This is a genomic window from Nocardia sp. GP40, from assembly GCF_050434125.1.
Classification (GTDB): domain Bacteria; phylum Actinomycetota; class Actinomycetes; order Mycobacteriales; family Mycobacteriaceae; genus Nocardia; species Nocardia albiluteola.
The window spans coordinates 40,994-66,484 of record NZ_JBNPVW010000014.1; the positions used below are offsets into that span (position 1 = coordinate 40,994).

21 protein-coding genes and 1 pseudogene are annotated in these 25,491 nt (G+C 69.5%); 12 read left to right on the forward strand and 10 right to left on the reverse strand.

The features are described from left to right. Window positions 1-45: 45 nt before the first annotated feature. The gene (locus ABH933_RS34040) at window positions 46-405 is read right to left on the reverse strand and encodes an FKBP-type peptidyl-prolyl cis-trans isomerase (protein ID WP_215916186.1); all 360 of its coding nucleotides are present in this window, start codon (window positions 403-405) and stop codon (window positions 46-48) included. Window positions 406-553: 148 nt separating this feature from the next. On the opposite strand from ABH933_RS34040, the gene ABH933_RS34045 reads away from it, so the two are divergent. Continuing rightward, window positions 554-1,360 carry a TrmH family RNA methyltransferase gene (locus ABH933_RS34045; protein ID WP_215916185.1) on the forward strand — a complete coding sequence of 269 codons (807 nt, stop codon included), beginning with the start codon at window positions 554-556 and terminating at the stop codon, window positions 1,358-1,360. Further along, a complete protein-coding gene (locus ABH933_RS34050; protein ID WP_215916184.1) occupies window positions 1,357-1,677 on the forward strand; it encodes a DUF2537 domain-containing protein in 321 nt (106 codons plus the stop codon). The genes ABH933_RS34045 and ABH933_RS34050 overlap by 4 nt, the downstream gene beginning before the upstream one ends. 48 nt (window positions 1,678-1,725) lie before the next feature. Here ABH933_RS34050 and ABH933_RS34055 read toward each other — a convergent pair whose 3' ends face one another. The 3 genes from ABH933_RS34055 to serC all read right to left on the reverse strand — a co-directional run bounded on the left by ABH933_RS34055 (window position 1,726) and on the right by serC (window position 5,325). Then, window positions 1,726-2,463, reverse strand: coding sequence for a DUF6928 family protein (locus ABH933_RS34055; protein ID WP_429423819.1), 738 nt, complete (start codon window positions 2,461-2,463; stop codon window positions 1,726-1,728). A gap of 312 nt (window positions 2,464-2,775) precedes the next feature. Continuing rightward, window positions 2,776-4,032, reverse strand: coding sequence for a septation protein SepH (gene sepH, locus ABH933_RS34060; protein ID WP_429423820.1), 1,257 nt, complete (start codon window positions 4,030-4,032; stop codon window positions 2,776-2,778). A 165-nt stretch (window positions 4,033-4,197) separates the two neighbouring features. Then, on the reverse strand, window positions 4,198-5,325 hold the full coding sequence (gene serC, locus ABH933_RS34065) for a phosphoserine transaminase (RefSeq protein WP_429423821.1): 1,128 nt from the start codon (window positions 5,323-5,325) through the stop codon (window positions 4,198-4,200). A 153-nt stretch (window positions 5,326-5,478) separates the two neighbouring features. On the opposite strand from serC, the gene ABH933_RS34070 reads away from it, so the two are divergent. After that, entirely contained in the window at window positions 5,479-6,237 is a 759-nt protein-coding gene (locus ABH933_RS34070) for a hypothetical protein (protein ID WP_429423822.1), read from the forward strand. Between the two features lie 40 nt (window positions 6,238-6,277). Here ABH933_RS34070 and ABH933_RS34075 read toward each other — a convergent pair whose 3' ends face one another. From ABH933_RS34075 to ABH933_RS34085, 3 genes are all read right to left on the reverse strand, one after another. Further along, complete coding sequence (locus ABH933_RS34075; RefSeq protein ID WP_429423823.1) at window positions 6,278-7,240, reverse strand: polysaccharide deacetylase family protein; 963 nt, start codon at window positions 7,238-7,240, stop codon at window positions 6,278-6,280. A gap of 130 nt (window positions 7,241-7,370) precedes the next feature. After that, a complete protein-coding gene (locus tag ABH933_RS34080) occupies window positions 7,371-8,336 on the reverse strand; it encodes a hypothetical protein (RefSeq protein ID WP_429423824.1) in 966 nt (321 codons plus the stop codon). Window positions 8,337-8,747: 411 nt separating this feature from the next. Next, window positions 8,748-9,893, reverse strand: a complete 1,146-nt coding sequence (locus ABH933_RS34085; RefSeq protein ID WP_429423825.1) for a citrate synthase 2 — start codon at window positions 9,891-9,893, stop codon at window positions 8,748-8,750. 221 nt (window positions 9,894-10,114) lie between these two features. Here ABH933_RS34085 and pdxH point away from each other — a divergent pair, with 221 nt between their 5' ends. The 7 genes from pdxH to ABH933_RS34120 all read left to right on the forward strand — a co-directional run bounded on the left by pdxH (window position 10,115) and on the right by ABH933_RS34120 (window position 18,732). After that, a complete protein-coding gene (gene pdxH, locus ABH933_RS34090) occupies window positions 10,115-10,789 on the forward strand; it encodes a pyridoxamine 5'-phosphate oxidase (RefSeq protein WP_429424049.1) in 675 nt (224 codons plus the stop codon). 82 nt (window positions 10,790-10,871) lie between these two features. Beyond that, window positions 10,872-12,155, forward strand: a complete 1,284-nt coding sequence (locus ABH933_RS34095; protein ID WP_429423826.1) for an MFS transporter — start codon at window positions 10,872-10,874, stop codon at window positions 12,153-12,155. Between the two features lie 181 nt (window positions 12,156-12,336). Beyond that, window positions 12,337-13,650, forward strand: a complete 1,314-nt coding sequence (locus tag ABH933_RS34100) for a citrate synthase (RefSeq protein WP_429423827.1) — start codon at window positions 12,337-12,339, stop codon at window positions 13,648-13,650. 223 nt (window positions 13,651-13,873) lie between these two features. After that, window positions 13,874-15,544 (forward strand): AAA family ATPase, encoded by a 1,671-nt coding sequence (locus ABH933_RS34105; protein WP_429423828.1) that lies wholly within the window; start codon window positions 13,874-13,876, stop codon window positions 15,542-15,544. Between the two features lie 108 nt (window positions 15,545-15,652). Further along, window positions 15,653-16,828, forward strand: a complete 1,176-nt coding sequence (locus tag ABH933_RS34110; protein ID WP_429423829.1) for an AI-2E family transporter — start codon at window positions 15,653-15,655, stop codon at window positions 16,826-16,828. Window positions 16,829-17,058: 230 nt separating this feature from the next. After that, the gene (locus ABH933_RS34115) at window positions 17,059-18,264 is read left to right on the forward strand and encodes a GNAT family N-acetyltransferase (RefSeq protein ID WP_429423830.1); all 1,206 of its coding nucleotides are present in this window, start codon (window positions 17,059-17,061) and stop codon (window positions 18,262-18,264) included. Between the two features lie 66 nt (window positions 18,265-18,330). After that, window positions 18,331-18,732 carry a YccF domain-containing protein gene (locus ABH933_RS34120; protein ID WP_215916175.1) on the forward strand — a complete coding sequence of 134 codons (402 nt, stop codon included), beginning with the start codon at window positions 18,331-18,333 and terminating at the stop codon, window positions 18,730-18,732. 38 nt (window positions 18,733-18,770) lie between these two features. On the opposite strand, the gene ABH933_RS34125 is transcribed toward ABH933_RS34120, so the two are convergent. Beyond that, window positions 18,771-19,208 carry a MarR family winged helix-turn-helix transcriptional regulator gene (locus tag ABH933_RS34125; protein WP_215916174.1) on the reverse strand — a complete coding sequence of 146 codons (438 nt, stop codon included), beginning with the start codon at window positions 19,206-19,208 and terminating at the stop codon, window positions 18,771-18,773. A gap of 64 nt (window positions 19,209-19,272) precedes the next feature. Here ABH933_RS34125 and ABH933_RS34130 point away from each other — a divergent pair, with 64 nt between their 5' ends. Both ABH933_RS34130 and ABH933_RS34135 read left to right on the forward strand, forming a co-directional pair. Beyond that, window positions 19,273-19,509 (forward strand): DUF2530 domain-containing protein, encoded by a 237-nt coding sequence (locus ABH933_RS34130; protein ID WP_429423831.1) that lies wholly within the window; start codon window positions 19,273-19,275, stop codon window positions 19,507-19,509. A 129-nt stretch (window positions 19,510-19,638) separates the two neighbouring features. Then, entirely contained in the window at window positions 19,639-20,253 is a 615-nt protein-coding gene (locus ABH933_RS34135) for a TetR/AcrR family transcriptional regulator (RefSeq protein WP_429423832.1), read from the forward strand. Here the strand turns inward: ABH933_RS34135 and ABH933_RS34140 are convergent. Both ABH933_RS34140 and ABH933_RS34145 read right to left on the reverse strand, forming a co-directional pair. Further along, window positions 20,234-23,557, reverse strand: coding sequence for a sacsin N-terminal ATP-binding-like domain-containing protein (locus ABH933_RS34140; RefSeq protein ID WP_429423833.1), 3,324 nt, complete (start codon window positions 23,555-23,557; stop codon window positions 20,234-20,236). The two genes, ABH933_RS34135 and ABH933_RS34140, sit on opposite strands and share 20 nt — an antisense overlap. Window positions 23,558-24,702: 1,145 nt before the next feature. Next, a pseudogene (locus ABH933_RS34145) lies at window positions 24,703-25,458 on the reverse strand (DUF3027 domain-containing protein); the annotation flags it as partial. Window positions 25,459-25,491 lie beyond the last annotated feature (33 nt).

The window sequence follows — 25,491 nt, forward strand, 5'->3', positions numbered from 1 at the left end:
GCCTCGCCCGGTGTTCAGGTCGAGGTCGGCCGGTGGCGCCGATGCCTAGTTGGCGTTCAGCAGGTCGATGACGAAGACCAGGGTCTTGCCCGACAGCTGGTGGCCCGAGCCCGCGGCGCCGTAGGCCAGCGCCGGCGGGATGGTCAGCTGACGGCGACCGCCGACCTTCATGCCGGGGATGCCCTCCTGCCAGCCCTGGATCAGACCTCGCAGCGGGAAGGTAATGGACTCTCCGCGGTTCCAGGACGAGTCGAATTCCTCGCCGGTGTCGTATTCCACACCCACGTAGTGCACCTCGACCGTGCCACCCGGCACGGCCTCCTTGCCCTCGCCCTCGACGAGGTCCTTGATCACCAGCGTGGTGGGCGCGGGGCCGTCCTGGAACTCGATTTCAGGCTTGGTCATGCGTCCTCTTCCGTTCGATGGATAAAGCCACTTGATTGTTCACCATAACGTTGCCGACGAAACCAGAAACCCGACAGGGCCGCGTAGGCGGCGCGGCCTGCGGGAACGGCCGGGGATGCCGGATCGGGCACAGGGCAAGATAGCGTCCGTGGCCGAAGTGATCGATATCGACGACCCCGCGGACCCCCGCGTCGACGGGTTCCGGGACCTCAAGTCCGCGGATCGGCGGCCGGATCTGCCCGGACGCGAGGGGCTGGTGATCGCCGAGGGCGTCGTCGTGGTGCAGCGGATGCTGACCTCGCGCTTCACGCCGTTCGGGCTGTTCGGGGTGGCGCGGCGATACGAGGAGCTGGCCGCCGATCTGGAGGGCACGGACGTGCCGTACTACCGCACGACCGCGGAGGTGATGGCCGAGGTGGTCGGCTTCCATCTCAATCGCGGGGTGCTGGCCGCGGCGCGACGGCCGCCCGAACCGAACCTGGATGAGGTGCTGGAGTCCGCGCGCACCGTCGTGGTGCTCGAGGGTGTGAACGATCACGAGAACATCGGATCGATCTTCCGCAACGCCGCCGGATTGGGTGCGGATGCGGTGCTGTTCGGCGACCGCTGCGCCGACCCGCTGTACCGGCGCGCGGTCCGGGTGTCGATGGGGCATGTGCTGCGCGTGCCGTTCGCGCGCCTGCCCGAGTGGCCCGGTAGCCTGGAGTCGTTGCGCGAGCGGGGATTCCAGATCATTGCCCTGACTCCGAATCCGTCCGCGGCCACGCTGTCCGCGGCCATGACCGGCGAGCGGGTGGCGCTGCTGCTGGGCGCCGAGGGGCCGGGGCTGACCGAAGAGGCCATGTCCGCCACCGATATTCGCGCCCGCATCCCGATGACGCCGGGCACCGATTCGCTCAACGTGGCCACCGCCGCCGCGATGGCCTTCTACGAAAGGGTGCGATGCACCTCATGACCGGGCCACATCTCACACCCGCACCTGGAGACACCCGCTCCGGCGCCGCCCCCGAACCGACGCCGTGGGCGCCGGGCATCGCGGTCGCCGCCCTGGTGGCCGCGCTCACCGCGGCGGCGGTGTACTCCTTCGGAGCCGCACTGGCACAGGTCCATTGGGCGCTGTCGGTGGCGGTCAACGTGATCGCCGTCGGGGGTGCGACGCCCACGGCCTGGCGCTGGCGCTCGATTCCGGTGGTCCGATGGGTGCTGGCCGGGGCCACCGTGGGGATCGCCCTGGCCTGGTTCGCGCTGCTGGTCGTCGCGGTCTCGAGCTAGCATCGCGAAGCGATTCCGTGAGGGTTGGTGGTCGGGCGACGGGTGGGCCTAGCTCACCCGGTCCGGTCCGCGCAGCCAGCCGAACCACCGGTGGTTGGTGTCGGGCTCGCCCGCCCGCGGCTCCTCCGGCCGGATCGGCAGCGGCGCCTGCCCCTTGGGAAAGAGACTGAAGCCGCAGACCGCGATGTCGGCGGGCCCGAGCTCGTCGTCGGAAACCGCACCGCGGTAATGGAATCCGAGCCATTCGGCGTTGGCGCCGTCGGCGAAGTCGGCCGCGTCGAACGGCAGGGTCTGCGGATCGGGAAATTCGCCGGGGTGCAACCGGACCGGATGCTCCCCCGCCCAATACGGACGTTCCCACACCAGCGGCAGGCCTTCGTCCTCGAGGATGTTCACCCGGGTGGAGCTGAAGGCCCGACGGAATTCACCGCGCTCCCAATGGGCGAACGCGCCCCAGCCGTGGGAGATGTCGTAGGAGATCAGGTAGGTGTGCTCGGAGGCGAGCGGGCGAACCAGCAGCTCCGGCAGTTTCGTCGGGCAACCCAGCGCGGCCTGGGTCGTGCACACCACGGTGACGCCGGGATAGCAGCCGATGTACATCGAGCCCGGATCCGGTCCGGCCCACACCTTCAGCGTGCCCGAGGCGGCCGGTATCACGTCGCGATCGGGATTGAGCTGTTTGGCCAGGGCGAACGCGGCCGCCGGATCCGGATCCGGATGGTCCCGGAGCACCGCGATCGGGTCGGGCGCGTCGATGTACCAGAGGGACGAAGCAGTGGATGGCACTTGCGACACCTCCCGATCTCGTACGGGTAAGCATAGCTACTCCGCAGCAAACCTAGGAGGTCGAACCGCATGTCGACCCCACGACCTGCCCGGCGCCCGCCCGAATTGCCTGGGCGTCACAATAAAAATCTACTCGCAGACGCGCGAAAAGGTGCCCGTAACATGCGCAATCCCTGGGCAATCCGAGCGGTGGCGGTGCCGACCTCGAACGAGCACTGCCGACTCCGCAGGCCACACCGCACGAATACCGGCCCGATCGGTGCGCTGCCCGAACCCGGGTGAGTACGGTCCCGGCCCTCGCCGAGCTGGGTATCAGTGACCCGAGCTGCGCACGCCCAGCAGCACGTCCTCCCAGGACGGCATCGGGGCCTTGCCGCGCTTGGCCTTCGAGCGGGCCTGCTTGGCGGGCTGCTTGGATTCCTCGGCGGCGGGCTCGCTCGCGGACGCGGCGGGGGAAGCCTTGACGGCAGGCTCCGTGATTGCCGGGGCCTTGGCCGCGGGAACGGGCGCACTGACCGCGGGCGCCTTGGCGGCCTGGGTCGCGAGCGCGGAGGTGGCCGCGATCTCGGGTGTCGGCGAGGAGTTTTCGCGGGCCGGTGGGACGTACTCGGCGTCGGGGGCCGACTGCTCACGGGTGGCGGCGCCGCCCTCACGGACCGCGGTGGTGTCCCGGCCGGGGGCCACATACTCGGCCGCGGGGGCCGACTGCTCGCGCGCCGGAGCGGCGGTGTTCTCGCGGGCCGGGGCGGTCTCGCGAGCCGGAGAGCTGGAGGCGGGCTTGGCGCTCACCGGCATCGAGCCCCCGGCACCGCCCGCGACGGCGCGCTTCTCGTAGAACTCCTCGACCCGGGGCTCGCGCTCCTGCACCGCGACGCGCGCGGTGACCGGCTCCTCGCGGGGCGCCGGGGTGGGCGCGACCGGCTCGACCGGGAGGGGCTGTTCGGCGGCGGGCTCGGGCAGGATCGTGGCCAGGCCGCGCAGGGCCCGGCCGAAATCGGGATCGACCAGATCGGTGGCCGGGTCGTCCAGCGGGGTCACCGAGCCGCCGTGCGCGTCGGGCTGGAAACGCCAGTGCGCGGCGATCACCGAACGGCCCGCCTGCCACTGCAATTGGGTTACCCAGTAACCCTTTTCGTCCTTCCAGGCGTCCCATTCGGCGATATCGATGTTGTGGCCACGCTCGGCGAAGGCGGCCGACACCACGTCGATCAGCGTCTCCACGGCCGGGCCGTCCTTGCGGACGGGGTGGGCCTTCTGGGCCAGCTCGGCGGCGCGAGCCCGCTCCAGCAGCACCGGATAGGCGAACCGCTCCACGCGGCTCAGCGGCATTCCGGATTCCTCGGTCACCTGCTCGACAGAGGCACCGGCACGGATACGGGCCTGGATATCGCGAGGACGCATAGTTGCTTCCGTTTCGATCTCGATCTGGCCGAATCGGGCAAGGTCTCCACGGGCGGCGGCGCGCAGCTTCTCGTCTGCGGCGAGCTTGTACTTCTGGCCGGACTCGGCATCGATGCACACGATGTGCGCGGAATCGGGCGTCAGACCGATCACTCGAAGCTCACGCACCGTTACCTCCTTATCGCCGCGTCGATCACAGCAAGGCTCGCGACACCGCCCACGTTCTGGAACAGTAGTGCACTTCTGGGATTCCTGGGGCAAGACACGCGCGCGGAAATCACATCTCGGACTTCCGCGCGCGCTATCGTGTTCAATTCGACTCAGTTCGAGTACTTACTTGGCGATCTCCTGGACCACCCAGTCGATGCTGCGGGTGAGCTGGCTGACGTCCTCGGGGTCGATGGCCGGGAACATGCCGACGCGCAGCTGGTTGCGGCCCAGCTTGCGGTACGGCTCGGTATCGACGATTCCGTTGGCGCGCAACACCTTCGCGACCTGCGCCGCATCCACCGAATCGGCGAAGTCGATGGTGCCGACGACCTGCGAGCGGTGCGCCGGATCCACGACGAACGGGGTCGCGTACTCGCTCGACTCGGCCCACGAGTACAGCCGCGAGGACGAATCCAGGGTGCGCTTGACGGTCCACTCCAGGCCGCCGTTGCCGTTCATCCACTCCAGCTGGTTGGCGAACAGCAGCAGGGTAGCCAGCGCCGGGGTGTTGTAGGTCTGGTCCTTGCCGCTGTTGTCGACCGCGATCGGCAGCGACAGGAACTCCGGGGTGAACCGGCCCGAATCGTGAATCTCGGCAACGCGTTCCAGCGCCTTGGGGCTCATCAGGGCGACCCAGAGGCCGCCGTCGGAGGCGAAGCACTTCTGCGGGGCGAAGTAGTAGACATCGGCGTCGGTGATGTTCACCGGCAGGCCGCCCGCACCCGAGGTGGCGTCGATGGCGATCAGCGCGTTGTCCGAACCGGCCGGGCGCTGGACGGGGACCGCGACACCGGTGGAGGTCTCGTTGTGCGCCCAGGCGATCACGTCGGCGGCCGGATCGGACACCGGCTCGGGCGCGGTGCCCGGATCGGTGGACACCACGATCGGATCGCCGATGAACGGGTTCTTCTTGGCCACCGTGGCGAACTTCGAGCTGAACTCGCCGTAGGTCAGGTGCAGCGAGCGCTCGCGGATCAGGCCGAACGCGGCCGCGTCCCAGAAGGCGGTGGTGCCGCCGTTGCCGAGCACGACCTCGTACCCGTCGGGCAGCGAGAACAGCTCGCGCAGGCCCGAGCGCACCCGCGCGACCACGTTCTTGACCGGCTTCTGCCGGTGGCTGGTGCCGAATACCGAGGCGCCGACCTCCACCAGGGAACTCAGCTGCTCGGGACGGACCTTGGAGGGGCCGCAGCCGAAACGTCCGTCGGCGGGCTTGAGTTCGGCGGGGATGCTCGGGAAGGCAGCGGTCATGGCCACCAGACTAGTGGTCGGGGATGGCGCGGAAAACCGGTGGGTACCGAGTACAACCTAGGTCACAGAAAGGCGCCGGGGTGCGGTAACGGCGCGGTTACTGACTTGCCCGTAATGGCACTGCCGCGACCGGACTGCCGCTACCGTGAGCGGATGGGCAAGGCTGCGCAGGGTCGGCCGGATTTCGCCGTGGTGGAGGTGGGCGCCGCGGCTTGGGGCGCCGACGGTGACCGCAATCCCGCACCGGGCGCGGTGGCTCGCCGCGGGGAGACGACCGTGGGCATCGGCCCTGGCCTGCTCGGCTGGCTGGCCGCACGCCTGAGCTCGCACGGCTTCGCGTTGCGCCACGGCGCGCTGTCCGAACCCGCGCAGCGCGAGGTGCTGGCGCGCGGACTGGCGGGCACCGCAACGATTCTCGGGGTGCGCGAGCGCCGCACCGAGCCCGGCCACCGATTCTGGGTGCGCATCCTGACCGAGGAGCAGCACCCCTACGAGACGCGGGTGCGCCAGCGAGTAGCCGAGACCGATCTGGAATCGATGCAGCCCGGCGACGTCGTCGGGTGTCGCGTCGATCCCGGCGACCGCGACCGGGTGGTGCTGTACGTGCCCGGCGCGGAGGAGGCCACCCGGGTCAGCATCGCCAAGATCCTGACCAACGGCCGCCGCGCCGACGCCACGGTGCTCGCGGCCACCCCCGTCGCGGCCGACTACACCGGCCGCGACGATCCGGTCCTGCGCCTGGATCTGGAACTGCACGCCTGGGACGAGCCACACCCCTGGTTGGTCCGCATCGTCCAGCCGGTACCGCTGTCCGCGATCGAATTGGTCGATCTGGGAAGGCATTTGGAGGTAGCGTTCTTCACCGTCGACCACGGCGAGTCCGTCGCGGTGGACTGGGCCACCTCGCTCTAAGACTAGCGGGCCGGATCACACCGGCGGCGGTGCCGCCCCGTCATAGCAGGTGGACGAAATCGTAACCGGCGGTGCGCAATCGAGGCAGGGAGGCCAGCATGCCGGCGGGGGTACCGGACTTCGGGCGGTGCATGTGCGCGATGGTGATCGCGCCGGGGACGACCGTGGCCATCTGACGCTGCACCTGCACGGAAGTGAGTGTGGCGCCGGCGTCGGCGTTGACGCTGAAACCGACCGGGATCTCGCCCAATTCGTGCACGATCTTGACCGCGACGTCGTCGTAGTGGGCGGTGCCGGTGCGGAAGAATCGCGGTGCGCGGCCGGTCAGCTGGATCAGGCGTTCGTGATTGCCCCACACCTCGTCCACCGCCTCCTGCGGTGATGCCGTACCCCGGATGTTGTAGACCGCGCGGCCGGTCACCGACAGCGGGCAGTGCCGGGTGCCGTGGTTGCCGATCTCGAACAGCGGATTGTCCGCCAGCTTCGCCGCGCGCCCCGGATCGGCATCGATCCAGCGCTTGTTCAGGAAGAGTGTCGCCGGAATCTTCTGCGCGACAAGGTAATTGATCAGCTCATCGCTCATCGCATCGTTACCGGGCCCGCCGCAGGCATCGAAGGTGAGCGCGACCTGCTTGCCCGCGGGTACGAATGTGGTGGTGATTCCGGTCAGATCCATGCCCCAGGCCGTGGGGCGCTGCCCGTTGTGCGACGCGGCGACCGCCGGGGGCCGCACCACCTCGGCGGCCAGGGCCGGCGCGGGCGTGGTTGCCGGGGGCATCGCGGGAGTTGCCGGCGCCGTGGGCGCTACGGCACGGGCCAAGGTCCCGGGAACCGCGGAGGCGACGGGCTCGGCACCGGCCTCGAGCGGTTGGGTGCCGACGTAGGTCGAGCCCCCGGACGACGAACTCCCCTGCGCCGTACCGCATGCCGCGCTGAGCAGGCCCGCAGCGGTCGCTGCGCCCGCCACCAGCAATCCGCGTCGCGTCAGACCTCGCTCGAACACCCGCCGAACTCTACGCCGACACCCCCGGCCACTCCCAGCCCAGTCACAGACTTGCCCCGTAACCGACATATCCCCTTGGCACACTGTTCAACCGGGCGGAATGCCGCGAAACGGCAGCGCCGCGACAGTCCTACCGGACCAGCACCGGCTCCTGGTAGACCGCACCGCGGCGGTCTGCGGTCGCGCCGGCCAGGATGACGACGCGCGAGGTCACCCGGTTGCTCTCGATCGGTGCGAGGGTCCCTTCCGAGGTCAGCTGCCAGAACAGCACATCGCCGTCGCGACCTGGCTGCCCGATTCGGCGCGGGGCCTGCGCGGGGCTCGCGGGTGTCACGGGAACGCTCACCGTCGTGGTTTCGACCGGCATGGTCTCGATCGGCGCCGGATACCGATTCGCGCCACCGATCCCCTTCGGCAACCCGAGCATGATCGCACTCAGGGCCGCGCCCAGGGCCGTGACGCCGCCGAGCAATGCCGCCGGATCGAGACTCGCACTGGCGATTTGACGTCGGCCGCCATCGGCACGATCCCCGAGGAACGAATCCAGCAGGTTGTCCAACCCACCGCTCAGATGCTGGTTGCCCTCGGTCATGGCCCGCAACTCGGGCTCCATGCCGTTCAGATACAGCACGGTGAAAAGAACGCACAGCGCACCGGCCACACTGGATCCGACGACGAGATACGCGAGCATCTCGCGGCGCACCCGCAGATTGATCACGGCCGCGAAGATCGTCACGACCGCCGCGGCGGCGGCCAGCACGGCCCAGACGCCGCTGATATTCACACCGCCGCTGACATCTATACTGCCGCCGGTTCCGGCGCCGTCGCTCCCGCCCGGCACCCAGCCGAGCGGCCCCGTGGCCCCGCTGATCCGTCCGAACGCATCGGAACTCACCTCCCCGTTCGGACCGTGTGCCGACAACCAGGGCTTGCACAGCAGCACCAGGGTGGCCAGGCTGAGACCGGCGGAGCACAACAGCCCCCACCGCGAGCGGTGGTCGCGACGATCGGAGTGTTCGGCCGGAGTCGGTAGTTCGGCGCTTTTGCTCTGGTGGTGCGGGCTTTCGAGGACTTGCGAGGGGGTTGAATGAACCATTTCTCCGGCCATGACAGTGCAGAGGTATCGAATTCGTCGTGGACGACTCCGGCCATGACAGCTCAGACCGTAGGATCGACCGCATCCAAGGGCAAGCGCACCTGGCACTCTCGGGTGGCGGGCACAGGCCAGGCGCTGTCGTGGAAGATCAGCGGGACGAAAGTGCCGGTTGCCGACAGGGATCCGAATTCCGTTCTCCGATATCGGGATTCGCGGCCGAGGCGAAACGATTCGCGGGACCCGCGAGCATGCGCCGCGCTGTGATCAGGCTAACGCCTATGCTCGGGGTCACTGCCCCCTCTGGCGGGAAGCCCTCCGCCGCATACCCTGTGCGCCTGCGCACGCCGGTCTCGAATATCGAATGCCCGCAGCACCAAGGCGCTGCGGGCATTCGAAAGCTCCTGTGCGGAACTACTTTCCGGAGACCAGCGACCAGCCGGGCACGGCCTCGGGGCTGCGCGGGGCCGGGCCGGTGTAGATCGCGGCCGGGCGCACGAGCTTGCCGAGCTGCTTCTGCTCCATGATGTGCGCGCACCAGCCGGCGGTGCGGCCGCAGGTGAACATGGCGGGCATCATGTGGGCCGGGACCTCGGCGAAGTCCAGGATCACCGCGGCCCAGAATTCGACATTGGTCTCGATGGCACGGTCGGGGCGGCGCTCGCGCAGCTCGGCCAGGGCGGCCTGCTCGAGCGCGGAGGCCACCTCGTAGCGGGGCGCGTCGAGGCGCTTGGCGGTGTCGCGCAGCACGCGGGCGCGCGGATCCTCGGCCCGGTACACCCGGTGGCCGAAGCCCATCAGCTTTTCCTTGCGGTCCAGGATGCCCTTGACCAGGGCGCGCGCATCACCGGACCGCTCGACCGCCTCGATCATCGGCAGCACCCGGGCGGGGGCACCGCCGTGCAGCGGGCCGGACATCGCGCCGATCGCGCCGGACAGCGCCGCTGCCACGTCCGCGCCGGTAGAGGCGATGACGCGGGCGGTGAAGGTGGAGGCGTTCATGCCGTGCTCGGCCGCGGAGACCCAGTAGGCGTCGATGGCCTCGGTGTGCCGCGGGTCCGGATCGCCCTTCCAGCGGGTCATGAACCGCTCGGTGACCGTCGTGCACTCGTCGATCTTCTTCTGCGGCACCGCGGGCTGGTAGATGCCGCGCGCGGACTGCGCAACATACGACAGCGCCATCACCGAGGCGCGCGCCAGATTCTCGCGGGCGGTGGCGTCGTCGATGTCCAGCAGCGGCTGATAGCCCCAGATCGGGGCGAGCATCGCGAGACCGGCCTGCACGTCCACCCGGACATCGCCGGTGTGGATCGGCAGCGGGAACGGCTCGGCCGGAGGCAGCCCGTGCCCGAACTCGCCGTCGACCAGCAGCGCCCACACGTCGCCGAAGGTCACCCGGTTTCCGACCAGCTCCTGGATGTCCACGCCCCGATACCGCAGCGATCCGCCGTTCTTGTCGGGTTCGGCGATATCGGTGGTGAAGGCCACCACACCTTCCAGGCCGCTGACGAAATCGGGGGGAACTGCGGGGCCGGCGGATGCCGCGGCGCTGGTAGTCATGCGATGACTCTCCTTGCAAATCGGGCCGCACGATCCGTGGGCGACCACGCTGTTTCACTGCGATCCGCGGGCAACGCGGGGGTCTCCGGCACTGTGCCGCGCGTCGATCGATAAGAACGATAGTCCCTGTTCTACTTCCGAGTAACGTCTGGTCCATGCGCGAGGAACAGAATTTCCCAGGTTCGGTGGCAACCGGAACGCACGCCGATGTGGATGCGGTGATGCGCGCGGAAATGGATATCGCGGCGATGCGCGCCGAATATGGCGGCGACCCCGATCTGGACGAATCCTGGCTGGACGACGGCTGGGAACCTTTGCTGCGCAATTGGATCGAACAGGCCACCCGAGCCCGCCTGGCCGAGCCGAATGCGATGACGCTGGCCACCGTGGAGATGACCGATTCCGGTCCGCGCCCCGCCTCGCGCACGGTCCTGTGCAAGGGCCTCTCGGGCGCGGGTGTGACTTTTTACACGAATTACGATTCCGCGAAGGGCGATCAACTCGCCGCGGTCCCCTACGCGTCGATCACCTTCGCCTGGCCCGCGCTCGGGCGGCAGGTGACACTGCGCGGCCCGGTGCGGCAGGTCGCCCCCGAGGTCACCGCCGTGTACTGGCGTTCGCGCCCGCGCAACTCCCAGCTCGGGGCCTGGGCCTCGCAGCAGTCGCGGCCGGTCGCCTCGCGGGCCGCGCTGGACAAGGCCCTGGCGGACGTGACCGCCCGTTTCGCCGACGTCGAACAGCTTCCGGTGCCCGCGAACTGGGGCGGCTATCAGCTGCGCCCCGACACCGTCGAGTTCTGGCAGGGCCGTCGCAGCCGCCTGCACAACCGCATCCGGGTGACGCTGGACGGGGCGAATCCGGAGGTGGCGGTGGCGGTGGAGCGCCTCCAGCCGTAGCGGGACTCGCCGCGACGGGTTGAAGTCATGGGATGAATCGCCCAAGATAGGTGATCGTGCCGAAACCGTTAACGCGCCGCCGGTGAAGCTGCTCGCCGACATCACCCCGCTCCGCACCGCGGACTTCCGCCGTCTCTGGACGACCAATATCGTCACCGTGATCGGCGCGCAGCTGTCTGTCGTGGCGGTGCCGCAGCAGATCTTCCAGATCACCCACAGCTCGGGCTATGTGGGCCTCGCGGGGCTGTTCGGGCTGGTCCCGCTGATCGTGTTCGGCCTGTGGGGCGGGGCGCTGGCCGATGTCATGGACCGCCGCACGCTGCTGCTGATCACCAGCGCCGGCACCGGGCTGACCTCGGTAGCCTTCTGGGCCCAGGCCGCGGCCGGAGTGCACAACGTCTGGCTGGTCCTGGGCCTGTTCTCGGTGCAGCAGGCGTTCTTCGCAGTCAATCAGCCCACCCGCAGCGCCATCTACCCGCGCCTGCTGCCCGGGCATCTGCTGCCCGCGGCCAACTCACTGAACGCGACGGTGATGCAGTTCGGCGCGATCGCCGGGCCCGTGCTGGCCGGTGTGCTGATCCCCGTGACAGGGCTGGCGACGCTCTATCTGATCGACTCGGTGGCGCTGCTGGCGACGCTGTGGGCGGTGTGGCGGCTGCCCGCGGTGCCGCCGACCGGCGAGACCAGGCGGGCCGGATTGCGCGCGGTCGCCGACGGATTCGCGTATCTGGCCACCCAGCGGATCCTGCTGGCCTCGTTCGCGGTCGACATCATCGCCATGGTGTTCGGCATGCCGCGCGCGCTGTTCCCCGAACTCGCCCACGAGACCTTCGGCGATCCGATCACCGGCGGGCGCGCGCTGGGCCTGCTGTTCGCCTCGCTCTCGGCGGGCGCGGTGGCGGGCGGAATCTGTTCGGGCTGGCTGACGCACGTGCGCCGGCAGGGGCGGGCCGTGGTGATCTGCATCGCGCTGTGGGGTGCGGCGATGGTCGGTTTCGGGGTGGCCGTCGGCGCGACCGGGCATGCGCTGAGCACGAGCACCGGGCTGTGGGTCGCGGTGGGCTGCCTGGCCTTCGGCGGCGCGGTCGATATGTTCTCCGCGGCGCTGCGCACCACCATGCTGCAGCAGGTGGCGACCGACGAGATGCGCGGGCGGCTGCAGGGGGTGTACATCGTGGTGGTCGCGGGCGGGCCGCGCCTGGGTGATGTTGCCCACGGTTTCGCCGCGGCGGCGCTGGGCACCGCGGTCGCCGCGGCGGGCGGCGGGGCGCTGGTGGTCGCCGGAATGGTCGTCGCGGCACTGGTGTCCCCGGCCTTCGTACGGTACCGAGTAGGCCGCGCACATGCCGAAATCCCGGTTGCCTGAGCGCCCGGCGCTTCTACCATGCCACCCCCTCCGACCTCACTTCGAACGCAGGTGACCGAGAGGTAGTTAACGCGACCCTCCCGATTGTCTACTTACGGCCAGCGGCTAGCGTTGACGTCGAGTGCATCGGACGCCGACCGTGCCCGGTGCCCACCGGTTCTAGCCTGAGAGGGATCCTTCCGTGCCCGCTGAGAACATCATCAACGTCGACGACGACGCCAAGCCGGTACTTTCCTACCCGGGTGGCGAGTATCCGATGACCATCACCAAGGCCGCCGAGGGCAACGACGGAATCGATCTCGGAAAGCTGCTGGCCAGCACCGGGTACGTGACCTACGACCCCGGTTTCACCAACACCGCGCCGACCAAGTCGGCCATCACCTACATCGACGGCGAGGCCGGGATCCTGCGCTACCGTGGGTACCCGATCGAGCAGCTCGCGGACCGCTCGAACTTCATCGAGGTCAGCTACCTGCTCATTTACGGTGAGCTGCCGACCACGGCCCAGCTGGAGGATTTCACCGACCGGATCCGCCGGCACACCCTGCTGCACGAGGATCTCAAGCGGTTCTTCGACGGCTTCCCCCGCAACGCGCACCCGATGCCGGTGCTGTCCAGTGCGGTGAACGCGCTGTCGGCCTACTACCAGGACTCGCTGGATCCGCGCGATCCCGAGCAGGTCGAGCTGTCCACCATCCGCCTGCTGGCCAAGCTGCCGACCATCGCGGCCTACGCCTACAAGAAGTCTGTCGGCCAGCCGTTCCTGTACCCGGACAACTCGCTGTCGCTGGTGGAGAACTTCCTGCGGATGACCTTCGGCTTCCCGGCCGAGCCCTACGAGGTCGATCCGGAAGTCGCCGCCGCGCTGGACATGCTGCTGATCCTGCACGCGGACCACGAGCAGAACTGCTCCACCTCCACCGTGCGCCTGGTCGGCTCCTCGGACGCCAACCTGTTCACCTCGGTGTCCGGCGGCATCAACGCGCTGTGGGGCCCGCTGCACGGCGGCGCCAACCAGGCCGTGCTCGAGATGCTCGACGGCATCAAGGATTCCGGCGGTGACGTCAAGGAGTTCGTGCGCAAGGTCAAGAACAAGGAAGACGGCGTGAAGCTGATGGGCTTCGGGCACCGCGTCTACCGCAACTACGATCCCCGCGCCACCATCGTGAAGAAGACCGCCGACCAGATCCTCGGCAAGCTCGGCGTGCAGGACCCGCTGCTGGACATCGCCAAGCAGCTCGAAGAGGTCGCCCTGGCCGACGACTACTTCGTCTCACGCCGCCTGTACCCGAACGTCGACTTCTACACCGGCGTCATCTACCGCGCGATGGGCTTCCCCACCCGCATGTTCACCGTGCTGTTCGCGATGGGCCGGCTCCCCGGCTGGATCGCCCACTGGCGCGAACTGCAGAGCGAGCCCTTGAAGATCGGCCGCCCGCGCCAGATCTACACCGGCTACGGCGCGCGCGATTTCACCGAGATCAACGGTCGCTGAGGCCGAATCCCCCGCGGCTCGCACCGACTCTCCCCACAGGGGCCCGCTCCCGAATTCGGAAGCGGGCCCCTGTGCCGTCCGGCGGCAAGGGCCTACCGGCCGTCGAGATTTCGCGCCCGCCGGGCGGGAACCGAAACAGCACCGGCTGCGTCTAATCGCCTTGAAGACATTCGACGGTGCACCCGTTCGACGGGGTGGACCATGAAGCATTTCGGGGGATCGGATGCAGGTAGTACCTGGCATTGACCGTCACGCCGACCTCGGGGGGTCGGCACGTCTCGAGTTCACGCGGCGCCTGTCCGCCCTGCATCGCGCGGCGGGCGCACCGTCGTTGCGCAACGTCGCGATGCTGGCGCAGCAGCGCGTCCGGCACGCGAGCGGGGAGCGGCGCCCGGCGCGAGCCTCGGCGCAGCGGATCAGCGATTGGCTGAACGGGCGCAATGTCCCGGCGCGATTCGAGTCGTTGCTCCCGGTGTTGCAGGTCCTGGGGGCGCGGGCCCGGCGGCGGGCCGGAACTCCCAGCGACACAGTGAATTTGCGGGCGTGGCGCTCCCTGTGGGAGGCCGCGCGTGCCGCACCCGCGGAGGCGGCAACGCCCCGGACGAGCTCCCCCTATCCCGCCGGCGGCGCGTACTCGGGGGAGCACGAGGCGGTCTTCTACGGGCGCAGAAGGGCTCTCACCGCCCTGCTTGGCATGGTGCGCATGTCCGCGAGCCCGCAGCGGCCGGCGGACATGATCGTGCTCACCGGCGCTTCGGGGGTCGGGAAGACGGCGCTGCTGCGGGCCGGACTGCTGCCGGCGCTGGGCGCGGAGGGCGGGCAGTGGTCGGTCGCCTACATCACGCCCGGCCGAGATCCGCTGCGCGCGCTGACCCGGGCCTTCGGCGGCGATCTCGACGCGGCACAACGGCGCTCGGGCAAGCGCCGCCCGCTGCTCATCGTCGATCAGTTCGAGGAGCTCTACGATCCGGACGTCTCCCCCGTTGCCCGCGAGTCGTTTCTGATCCGGCTCAAACGCCTGGCGGGCGCGGGCACGGTGCTCATCTCGGTCCGATCCGACGCGCTGATCGGCTGCACGCGATACTCCTGGCTACTGAATGCGGTGCAGCACAACAGTTTCACGCTGAGTCCCATGCTGCGGCAGGAGATGGCGTCGGTGATCACCGGACCGCTTCGGGCGCAGGGTGTTTCGATCGACCCGGGAGTCACCGAGCTGGTGCTCACCGCGCTGGAGGCCGGGCGGCGGCAGCCCGATCGCCCCACCGCCGATCCGGGCAACCTGCCCCTGCTGTTCGCCACGATGCAGGAGCTGTGGTCGGCACACACGGCCGACCGGGTGGACCTCGGGACGTACCGCCGGATCGGCGGGGTCGCGGAGGTCACCCGCGCACTGGCGGAGCAGGTGTGGGCGTCGCTGTCCCCATCCGAACGGGTCGACGCGCGACAGCTTCTACTGACCCTGGTCACCGTGCACCGCGACGGCGTGCTGCCCCGCCGCGCCCCCGTCACCGAGCTGCGGCGCATCGCCGACCGCAGCGCGTCCGGTCGTGCGCTCCTGGAACGCCTGGTCCGGGCCCGGCTCATCTCCTTGGAATCCCGGCACGCCGGCCTGATTCACGACGCGCTGCTGCGCTGGGACCGGCTGCGCGGCTGGATCGCGGACAACCGCCCGATGTTGCTCTGGCGGCAGCGAATCGAGGAGGATGCGGCCGAATGGGATTCCGCGGGACGCGATCTCGGGCTGCTCTATCGCAGCATCCGCCTGACCACGGCGATCAACCATGCCGATCCCACCCTCAGCCCCACGGCGACGAGTTTCCTGCGCGCGTCGGCACGGCTGGAGCTCGGCACCGCGGAAGATCCACCGGCGCTGGACTTCGAGAACGTCGGCTGAGCGCCGCGGTGATGTCCAGGCCCCGCGACGTCCCGAAACGACACTCCAGCCCACGCGCCGCGCGGGTCGCAGAGGTGTAAACCGCGCCGTTGCGGGCAGACTGGGACGGTGGCTGAAAATCCGGACGAGTCAGGCGAAGCGCAGGCGCCGGAGAGCGAGCAGACACCGGCGACCGCACTCGGCGGCCGCCACATGCCCCCCTGGCTGCCTCGGGCGATGGTCCTGGCGTTCGCGCTGCTGGGCGCCTATCAGATCATCGACTGGGCCGGACACAAACTGCTCGGCCTGTTCACCATCCTGATGGTCGCCTTCTTCGTCGCTCTGGCCACCGAGCCCGCGGTGAACGTGCTGGCCGCGCACGGGGTGCATCGTGGCCTGGCCACCGCGGCGGTGTTCGTGCTGCTGTTCGCCGGTGTCGGCGGATTTCTCGCGGCGCTGGTCACGCTGCTGGTCGAGACGGTGACAAATCTGCTGCACGAGCTGCCCGGGCTGATCAACCACCTCGTCGACTGGATCAATCATCGGTTCCATCAACACTTCACGGTCACCCAGCTGCGCGATCGGCTGCTGCACGATTCCAACGTCCTGAGCAACTACGCCCAGACCGCCGCCAACAACGCCTGGGGTCTGTCCAGCACCGTGCTGGGCGGGCTGGCCCAGGTGCTCACCGCCGGGCTGTTCAGCGTGTATCTGACCGCGGACGGGCCCAAGCTGCGCCGCACGGTCTGCTCGATGCTGCCCCCGGCCCGCCAGCACGAGGTGCTGCGGGCCTGGGACCTGGCCATCGCCAAGACCGGCGGCTACCTGTACTCGCGGGCGCTGCTGGCGGTGATCTCGGCCCTGGCGCACGGGGTGTTCCTGGCGATCCTGGGGCTGCCCAACGCGCTCGCGCTGGGTGTGTGGTTCGGCGTGGTCGCCTCGTTCGTCCCGACGATCGGCACCTACATCGCGGGCAGTCTGCCGGTGCTGGTGGCACTCACCATCCATCCGATCGACGCGGTGTGGATCATCGTGTTCTCGATCGTCTACCAGTGGTTCCAGGACTACCTGCTGCAGCCGCGCATCACCGCGCGGACCGTCGATGTGAATGCCGCGGTCGCACTGCTGGCGGTGCTGGCGGGCGGGGCGCTGCTGGGGGCGGTCGGTGCATTGCTCGCGATTCCGGCGACCGCGACCGTGCAGGGGTTCCTGAGCGAGTACGTCAAGCGGTACGAGGTGGCCGAGGACCCCCGGATCGATCGGACGAATTCCCGCTACCGGCTGTGGAAGGGACGCAAGCGGTAGCCGGTTCCTCGCGGGCCCTACGGCTGCAAGGTCTTGTTAAGCGCGCGCCGAGCGCGGAGCGGCATCGTATGTGGTGTGAGGCCCGGTGAGGCTCACGATCGCGGAACCGGCCGACCTGTCTCGGAGGGGATGACAGGTCGGCCGCTCCACGAGACAGGTGCGGGAATCGACGTCCGGGGCGCGCCGATAACGGGGTGCGGAGTTGTGCCGATGCGTGCAATGGTGCACGTATGACATCGACGTCGGGCATGACTCTGCGATCCGGTACCGCAGCCGATGCGGACGAGGTGCGGCTGCTGACCGGCATCTGTTTCGGGGCGTTCAGCGATCCCGAGGAGATCGACCGGGAATTCGAACTGTTCCCGCTCGAGGATTGGATCCTGGTACACGACGACAATCGGCTCGTCGGCGCCGCCGCCGCCCGCAGCCAGCTGCTGACCGTACCGGGCGGGCGCGCGATCGAAGTGGCCTCGCTGGCGAATGTCGTTGTGGCGCCGACTCATCGGCGCCGGGGCATCCTGCGCACCATGTACATCGAACAGCACCGGCGCACCGAGGCGGACGGACTGCCGTTGACGATCTTCACCGCCAGCCAGGGCGGAATCTACGGGCGATTCGGGTATGGACCGGCGGTCGTCGCGCAGCACATCCGCTTCGATCGGCGGTTCGCGCAATTCCACCCCGAGGCCCCCGATCCGGGCGGCGTCACGATCGCACCGATTTCCGTTGCGCGGCAGGTCGTTCCGGCGCTATACGACCGCTGGCGGCGGCTGGTCCCGGGCGCCCAGGCGCGGCCCGAACCCTCGTGGAACTGGCGATTCGAGGACCATCCCCGGCTGCGCGACGGTGGCAGCGCGCTGGCGGCGTTCGTCCACGACGACGGGTACGCGCTGTACCGCTACCACCGGCGCGAATCCGGCAACTCGATCGAGGTGGTGGAGCTGCGCGCGGTGACCGCCGAGGCGCACGCGGCGTTGTGGCGGGCGCTGGCCGCGCTGGAGCTGAACGAACGGATCGAGGCGGTCGTCGCGCCCGACGATCCACTCCCCCATCTGTTCACCGACGCCCGGCTGGTCCGCACCACCGGCCGCTTCGACGGGCTCTGGCTGCGCCCGATGGACGTTCCCGCGGCACTGACCGCGCGCACGTACCGGGGCGATCTGGATGTCGTTGTCGCGGTGCGTGATCCGTTCCGTGATGCGGGCGGAACCTTCGCGCTGCGGATACGCGACGGCATCGCCGAATGCGCACCGACGTCCCGTCCCGCCGATATCGACCTCGGGCTCGACGTGCTCGGCGCGCTCTACCTCGGCGCCCACCGCGCCCGGGTCCTCGCCGCGGCCGGCCGCATCCAGGCGAAGGACGCCGCCCACCTGCGCGCCCTGGACGCCGCCTTCGAGACCGAGCGCGACCCCGTGCTCGGCTGGTTCTTCTGAAGGCGGTCCCAGTACCTCGGGGTTTGCCCTGATGTGCCGGGAGCGGCCGGGTGGCAAACTGGAAGCGTGACTGAGATCCGGTTCGTTCTCAACGTGGTGTGGCTGGTGCTGGCCGGCTTCTGGATGGCCCTGGGCTATCTGCTTGCCGGAATCATCTGTTGCGTGCTTATCGTGACCATCCCGTTCGGCATCGCCTCGTTCCGGATAGCGGCCTATGTGCTGTGGCCGTTCGGGCGCGAGGTCGTGGTCCGGCCCGGGGCGGGAGCGCCATCGGCGATCGGCAACGTCATCTGGTTCATCGTGGCCGGGTGGTGGCTGGCGCTGGGCCACCTGCTCACCAGTATTCCGCTCTTCGTGTCCATAGTCGGAATCCCGTTCGGGTGGGCAAATCTCAAACTGGTACCCGTGTCACTGATGCCCTTGGGGCGAGAGATCGTAGACACCGACAGGTACTTCGGGCGGTATTGAGCGAGAGCCCCTTTCGGGGCTCCGCATTCCCCCGCGCATTATTCGGATTCGTCGACAATCTGCTTCATAATCGCGACCGCCTCGCGCAGCACGCCGAGCTGATCGCCGGTCAGGCCGGACAGCTGCTCGGTCATCCACGCCTCGCGTGCGCTGGCCTCGTCTTCCATCAGCGCCTGGCCGGATTCGGACAGCGAGACGATGACCTGGCGGCCGTCGGTGGGGTGCGGATCGCGTTTGACCAGCCGCAGGTCGGACAGCGAGGAGATCACGCGCGTCATCGAGGGCGGCTGCACCCGCTCCTTTGCCGCCAGCGCGCCCGGCGTCATCGAGCCGTCGCGGCTGAGGGTCGCTAATGCCGACAGCTGCGTCAGCGAAATCTGGGCATCGCTGCGACGCCCACGCAGATGACGCGTCAGCCGAACCACCGCCAGGGACAGGTCAGCGGCGAGGGCTCGTATGTCGGAAGCCGTTGTCACAGAGCCAAACGATACGGGACCCGCTCGGCGCGGGATGTTCGTTCGCGGCGGTATCGTTGGCAGCGTGCCGCCGACCGTCCCCGAGATTCCGCCCCGTCTGACCGATCCGCGCCCCGTGCTGGCAGTCGGCAGCGTGCTGTGGGCGATCGCGACTATCGCGGTCTGGGTGAATCGCGACTGGGCCGACGCCCGGCCGATCTGCCTTATGGGGCTGGCCGTCGGATTGCTCGGCTACACCATCTTCGTGATTCAACGCCGCGGCGCGCGGCGCGGGCACAAGGGAGCTCAGAAAGGGCTGTAGCCCAGAGCTACCGCCGGGGCTGAGCAGGGCCGAAGACGCGGTACTGGTCGGTCGCCCGTGCGGACTTTAACGAGGCCGCGAATTGACTGTTCGGGCTATTACCGCTTAACTGCGTGGGTGTCCTCCCGATTGAGCGTCGAAGAACGCCGAGCCCACCTCATCGAGGCAGCTATCGGTCTGGCCGAAAAGAAGGGCGTGGCCGGGGTAACCACGCGCGATGTAGCGCAAGCCGCCGGTGTTTCGCTCGGTGTGGTGCATTACTGTTTCGAAAACAAGGATGCGCTGATGACCGAACTAGTCAAGGCGTTATCGATGGAATTACGCGATTCTGTCGAGACCAACGAAACGGTCTGGCAGGACGTCGGAAGTGGAAAAGAATCACTTCAAAAACTGGTGCGCACCAGTCTGGAACTGCTGTGGCTCAACATCGAGGCCACTCCGGAACGGCAGTTGCTCACCTACGAAACGACAACCTATGCGCTGCGAGAAAGCGAACAAACCCCGGCGAAACTCGCCATTGCGCGCGAACAGTACACATTCAACGACTCGACCGTCGCAGACGTCCTCGAGCACGCCCGTGATGCCACCGGCACCCAGTGGGCCGTACCGGTCGCGACGCTGAGCCGATTCACCCTGTCGGTCATCGACGGCATCGTGCTGCGCTGGCTGGTCGACAACGACAGCGAGGCCGTGCGCGCGCAGCTGGACGTACTCGCCGCGATGATTACGACGTACGCGAAATAGGTTGCGCCTGAACGTGAGTGGTGGCACCATCGCGCCACCACGGCACCTCCACGGTGGCCTCGTAAGCACCGCGCAGGTGCACCTGTAGCCGCTCGTGCAGCACCAGCTCGCCGTCGAATGCGGGCAGCCCGAACTGCAGGCGCAGCAGGACCCCGAGGGGCTCGGCCGACCAGGTGCTCGCGCGGCCCGCACCGATCACCTCGGCGGTGACGGCCTCGGAAACCAGCGGCAGATCCAGCAGGGTGCCCAGGGCGCGCGCCGTGGCCGGATCGCCGACGACCAGGCGGGCCGGCGGCACCGCCAGGCCGTAGCAGGGTTCGTCCAGGATCAGGGCGTCGACGGGCTCGATCACGGCCCCCGACAGGGCTCGCACCCGCTCGGGCGGGACCAGCTCGTCCAGGTCGAGGCGGTCCAGCGCCGCGGCGAGCCGGCGATGGGCCTGCGCGATCGTGTCCGGCGACGGCGTCCGCGCTGGATCGCCCAGCGCGGCCAGCAGGGCCTCGGCCAGGTCGAGCGTGATCGTCTCCGGATCGGCCAGCACGGCGCGCAGCGCGTCCAGGTCCGCCGCGGCGATGCCGTCCGGTTCGGGGAGCAGACCGGCGAACGCCGGATCGCCGGGCGCGCGGAACAGGCCGAGCGGGGTGCCGCCCAGGCGCGCGTGCCGCCGCAGCCACCAGGCGGTGTACCCGTCGCGGTCGGCGAGCTGACGGCGAATTCTGGGCTCGGACAACAGCAGTCGCAGCGCCCGCGGCCAGGCGTCGTCGTCGACCAGGTCCAGATCGCGCACGGCGATCAGTTCCGGCGGATCCTCCGCCAGGGTGTCCCACCAGGCTTCCTCGTCGTCGAGGTCGTGGTCGGGCCCGGTCGGATCGCTTTCCGCGACAACGGAAAAGCCCCAGCCCACACCCACCGCGCGCACCGCACCCTCGCCGTAACGATCCACGACCGCGGCAGCGAGGGTGCCGAACGGAGAGTCGGGCACCAGCACCTCGGCCAGCGGGGCGCCGGGCAGCAGCAGCTCGTCCGCGGGGGCCGGTTCGCCTGTCTCATCGGACAATTCGAGCGACCCGAGCCAGGTTGGCAACACGGCGGATTCGGGCAGCTTGCCGGCCAGACGCAGCACGGCGTCGACGGTGTCCGGATCGGCCGGATCGTCCTCCAGCATCGCCTCCAGCGCCGGATCGCTCAGCAGATCCTCGACCGTGGCCTGGCGTGCCCCCAGCCGCGTCAGGAGCGAATGCGCGGCCTCGGGGTGCACCAGGCGGGCCCAGTGCACCGGAAGCGCCTCGCCCGTCTCCCATTCCGCCAGCTCCAGCTCGTCGCCGAGCACCACCGTCCGGGGTCCGGTCACGAGGCGACCATCGGCCAGCGGCACCGCCAGCGCACCCAGCTCCTCCGCGGCCAGCGGGTCTACGACGAACGGTTCGAGCGCGTCGTACAGCGAATACCACCACTGCAGCGGCCGTTCCAGGCTCGAGGACAGCTCGGCGATCCGCGCCAGGCCGATGCGATGCACATCCAGCACCGCGAGCGGATCGGGAACCGCGCGACCCGACAGCTCCGGAATCACCAGGGGGCCGACCAGATCCGCGAGCAACTCGGCCAACTCCGCTGTCACACCGGGGAATACGCTCGCCTGCCGGGGAGAGGCGATGTCCCTCACAACAGTCGGGAATGCCACTTCGACGGACGACGACACGGCCGCATCCCCGACGCCTTCGACGCCCAGCGGACCGCGGGAGCCATTGCTCCCATTGGCCCGCGCATCGAGCGGATCGGCGACGGAATCCCCCCAGGGCCCCAGTATGTCGTCCGAGTCCTGCACCGCATCGGAGTGATTCGCTTCATTACCGGGCGATTCCGACGAACCGCCCACTCGGCCCGATTGTGCACCGGAAAGACTCGATTGTGCACCGGGAAGATCCGACGCGGCGGGCGCCGAATACGCTGCGGCATCGGGGCGAACAGCTGGGCTGTCAGCTCGCACCGCTTCAGCCGGACTGGCGGGCCGATCCGATTGCGCACCAAGCGAATCCGAGGACGATTCGGCGTCGAATCCTGCCGATGGCACGGCGCCCGCGTTGACGGCCGAGCTGTCGGCTCCACCCGTAGCCACCAGACCGACAACACGATCCGATGGCGCGCCGAGCAGGTCCGGGTCGGTGTCGGCCGGGTATGCCAGGGCATCGCGGGCGGATTCGGCGTCACGTGCGACAGCAGCGGTACCGGGCGCGGGTACACCGGCACGGTCCACGACGACGACCGGAAGCCAGGATTCGGTGCGGAGTTCGGCTATCAGGGCCTCACGCAGCAGGGTGTCGGTCTCGCTGCGAGCGAAGCCGGGCGGGGGTACCAGGACCAGGCGGTCGCGGGGCGGGAGGGCACGGGCGAAATCGGCGTAACCTGCCGCCAATTCGGCCACGCGGGAGCCGGGCAGCAGGCGACGGCGGTCGGGCTGCATCGGGATGTCGGCAATGAGCAGCGCTGGGAGGGAGAGTTCCTCGTCGGAGCGGGTCGGGGCGCGCAGCACGTCGTGCCCGGCGGGCACCGGACGGCCGTCGGAGACGGGCAGGAGCCAGCGGGCGCGGGAAGCGGTGAACTGCCACCAGATGCGGTCGCCGATTCCGGTGCCGCACAGGCGCAGTTCCTCCAGGCCGTTGCCCAGATCCCTGCTCTCGCTCCAGGTTTCCATCTCGTCGACGCGAATCGACCGCAGCGCGGGAAGCTCCAGCAGCAGATCGGTGGCCTCGGCGCGCAGCGCGGCCGCCAGCGCCGTGGCGTCCACATCCGCACGCAGGCGCACCACGATCTCACTGTCGAAACCGGCGACCGGAGCCGTATCGATCGCCCAGACCAGCCGCAGCGCGGGCGCGGTGAAGCCCGGTTCATCCGGGACGGCGATATCGTTGCGCCGCAACTCCTCCCAGGTCTGCGACCGGGAGAATCGCACCGAGCCCGCGGCGGAACGGAATTCGATCTCGTCGCCGACGGCGAGCACCGCGGTGAATCCGACGCCGAACTGACCGACCGCGGCATCGGCGCCGGACTTCGCCGAGGCCCGCAGCGCCGTCAGCGCGTGCACACCCGAAACATCCAGCGGCACACCGGTGTTGGCCACATGCAGGTCCGGTCCGTCGAACCACACCGCGAGCCGTCCCGGCACCGATGCCTTGGCCGCGGCATCGGCCGCGTTCTGCGCCAGCTCGGTCAGCAGCCGGTCGCGATACCCGGCGCGCACCAGATCTGCCTCGGTGGCGCCGTCCTCCCGCAACCGCGTCGGCGAGCCGCGCCACGCATCGAGCACACCCGCCCGCAGCGCCGCCGTGCCGAACGGATCCCCTATCGTTCCGCCGTCGTTCAGCTCTGCTCCGATGTCCCGGATGCCCCCTCGGGCATCTGCTGCTCCTGCCGCACCCGCACCGCGGACACCGACCAGGCGTCCCGATACCGATCCGCGCCAACCTGTTCCGCCGCCGAATCGCCCGGCGCCGCAGCCTCGGCCGAGCCGGGCTCGGTGGAGGCGGCCGGATCGGCTGCCGTCTCGGAGGGTTCGTGACCCGATGCCGCGCCGACCGTGCTAGACGACTCCGCGGCCGGGCTGGACGACTCGCCGACCGCGCTCGACGACTCGGCGGCCGTAGCATCGCTCTCCGCGGCGATCTCGGAATCCGCTCCGCCCGGTGCCGCGATGTCGTGGGCCGCGGCCGTGCCGGACGCTTCGCTCGTTGTCGCCGACGGGGCCGGATCTTCCTCGGTCACCACGGATTCCGCAGCCGCCGACTCGACCGCGCCCCCGGCGGACTCGGCCGGGTCGATCACCGTCTCGGCGAATGCGGCGGAAAATTCGGAGCTCTGCCGGCCGACCTCGGCCGCCTGCCGCAGGGATGCCGCAGCCGACTCGACCGACCGAATCGCCCGCTCCGCGGCTTCCTCCTGCGTGGACGCCTCGGCCGACGCACCGCTGGTAGTCGCAGCAGCTGTTTCGGCCCCCACACGCCGGGCAGCGTCCTGCGCACCGACGCCGGTCTCGTCCGAACCGACCTGAGGCTCCGCCGCAACCGATCCCGTTCCGGCAACCCTGGCATCGGCAGAGCCGGTCGATGCCTCGGTGACCGCCTCCGCAGCACCGGTCGCACCAACAGCACCGGACTCCGGCTCAGCCACAACCGGTTCCGTCACGACATGCCCGGCAACGATTGCGCCCGCAGCGGCCTCGGTATCGGCCATGCCGGACTCCTGCCCAGCCAGAACCGATTCCGGCTCGGCGGTCACGTGCCCGGCAGCAGCTTCGACGCCCGAATGCGCGACGGCGGCGGACTGCGAGGCGGCATCTCCGGATCGGGGCTCGACGACAACCGATTCCGGCGCCTCCGGGCTGGAGTCCGCTACCACCGTGTCGGCACCCGCGACAACCTCGGCACCCGCGACAACCTCGGCACCCGTGGCGACCGATTCGGCAGGCTCAGCCTCCGCTCGGGGCGCGCGCAGTTCCTCGGCAGCGATCATTTCAACCGCGGCGTCGTCGTACGCCTCGTACAGCGGCGAGCCGCCGCCGGTCGGGAGTTCGGTGTCCGAGTGCGCGCCGCAACCGTATTCGGCATGCACGACATGGCCGTCCGCGCCCATCGCGTTGGCGCAGACGCCATAGGCCGCGCGCAGCGATCCGGCCAGTGGGACGTAGAAGCCGCACAGGCGACAGGTCGAGGGGGCGGCGCGGGCCATGTCGGTGTCGGGGCCGTATTCGGTGAACCAGCGCTCGGCGGCCTCCTCGCGGCCCTCGCGGCTGAGCACCTGCGGGCGGCCCTGGCCGAGTTCCTCGCAGATGTCGTCGACGGCCGGATCTCCGGTGACCTGGTATCCGGGCGCCAGGCGCGGATCGTTCGGTGGGGGCGCCAGCAGATCGCCGGGCGCCAGATCGCCGGGCCGCACCCGCTGATCCCACGGCACGAACTCGGGCGCGACCAGGGCGTCGGGCCCCGGCAGCAGCGCCGACTCGCTGACAGTCGCCCGGTCGGCCTCCGGCGGCGCGGCCACCACGACCGCCCACTGCCAGCCGCGATACCCGGCCAGGGTCGCGGCGAAATGATGGGTAGCCGCACATTCGTCCTCGGCGGTCACCCCCAGATGCTCGCCGACACCGTCCGGCTGCAGCTCCAGGAGCGCACGACGGGCCAAGTCGACCGCCTCCGCCAGGATCGGTCGCACGCCGGGCTCCGAAACAGAAACTGCGCTCACGTC

Bases quoted from the DNA above. Each gene is read 5' to 3' on its own strand.
- ABH933_RS34050 (WP_215916184.1), top strand. From the start codon at position 1,357: ATGACCGGGCCACATCTCACACCCGCACCTGGAGACACCCGCTCCGGC.
- ABH933_RS34105 (WP_429423828.1), top strand. From the start codon at position 13,874: ATGCAGGTAGTACCTGGCATTGACCGTCACGCCGACCTCGGGGGGTCG.
- ABH933_RS34080 (WP_429423824.1), bottom strand. From the start codon at position 8,336: ATGGTTCATTCAACCCCCTCGCAAGTCCTCGAAAGCCCGCACCACCAG.
- ABH933_RS34040 (WP_215916186.1), bottom strand. From the start codon at position 405: ATGACCAAGCCTGAAATCGAGTTCCAGGACGGCCCCGCGCCCACCACG.
- ABH933_RS34115 (WP_429423830.1), top strand. From the start codon at position 17,059: ATGACATCGACGTCGGGCATGACTCTGCGATCCGGTACCGCAGCCGAT.
- serC (WP_429423821.1), bottom strand. From the start codon at position 5,325: ATGACCGCTGCCTTCCCGAGCATCCCCGCCGAACTCAAGCCCGCCGAC.
- pdxH (WP_429424049.1), top strand. From the start codon at position 10,115: ATGCGCGCGGAAATGGATATCGCGGCGATGCGCGCCGAATATGGCGGC.
- ABH933_RS34085 (WP_429423825.1), bottom strand. From the start codon at position 9,893: ATGACTACCAGCGCCGCGGCATCCGCCGGCCCCGCAGTTCCCCCCGAT.
- ABH933_RS34070 (WP_429423822.1), top strand. From the start codon at position 5,479: ATGGGCAAGGCTGCGCAGGGTCGGCCGGATTTCGCCGTGGTGGAGGTG.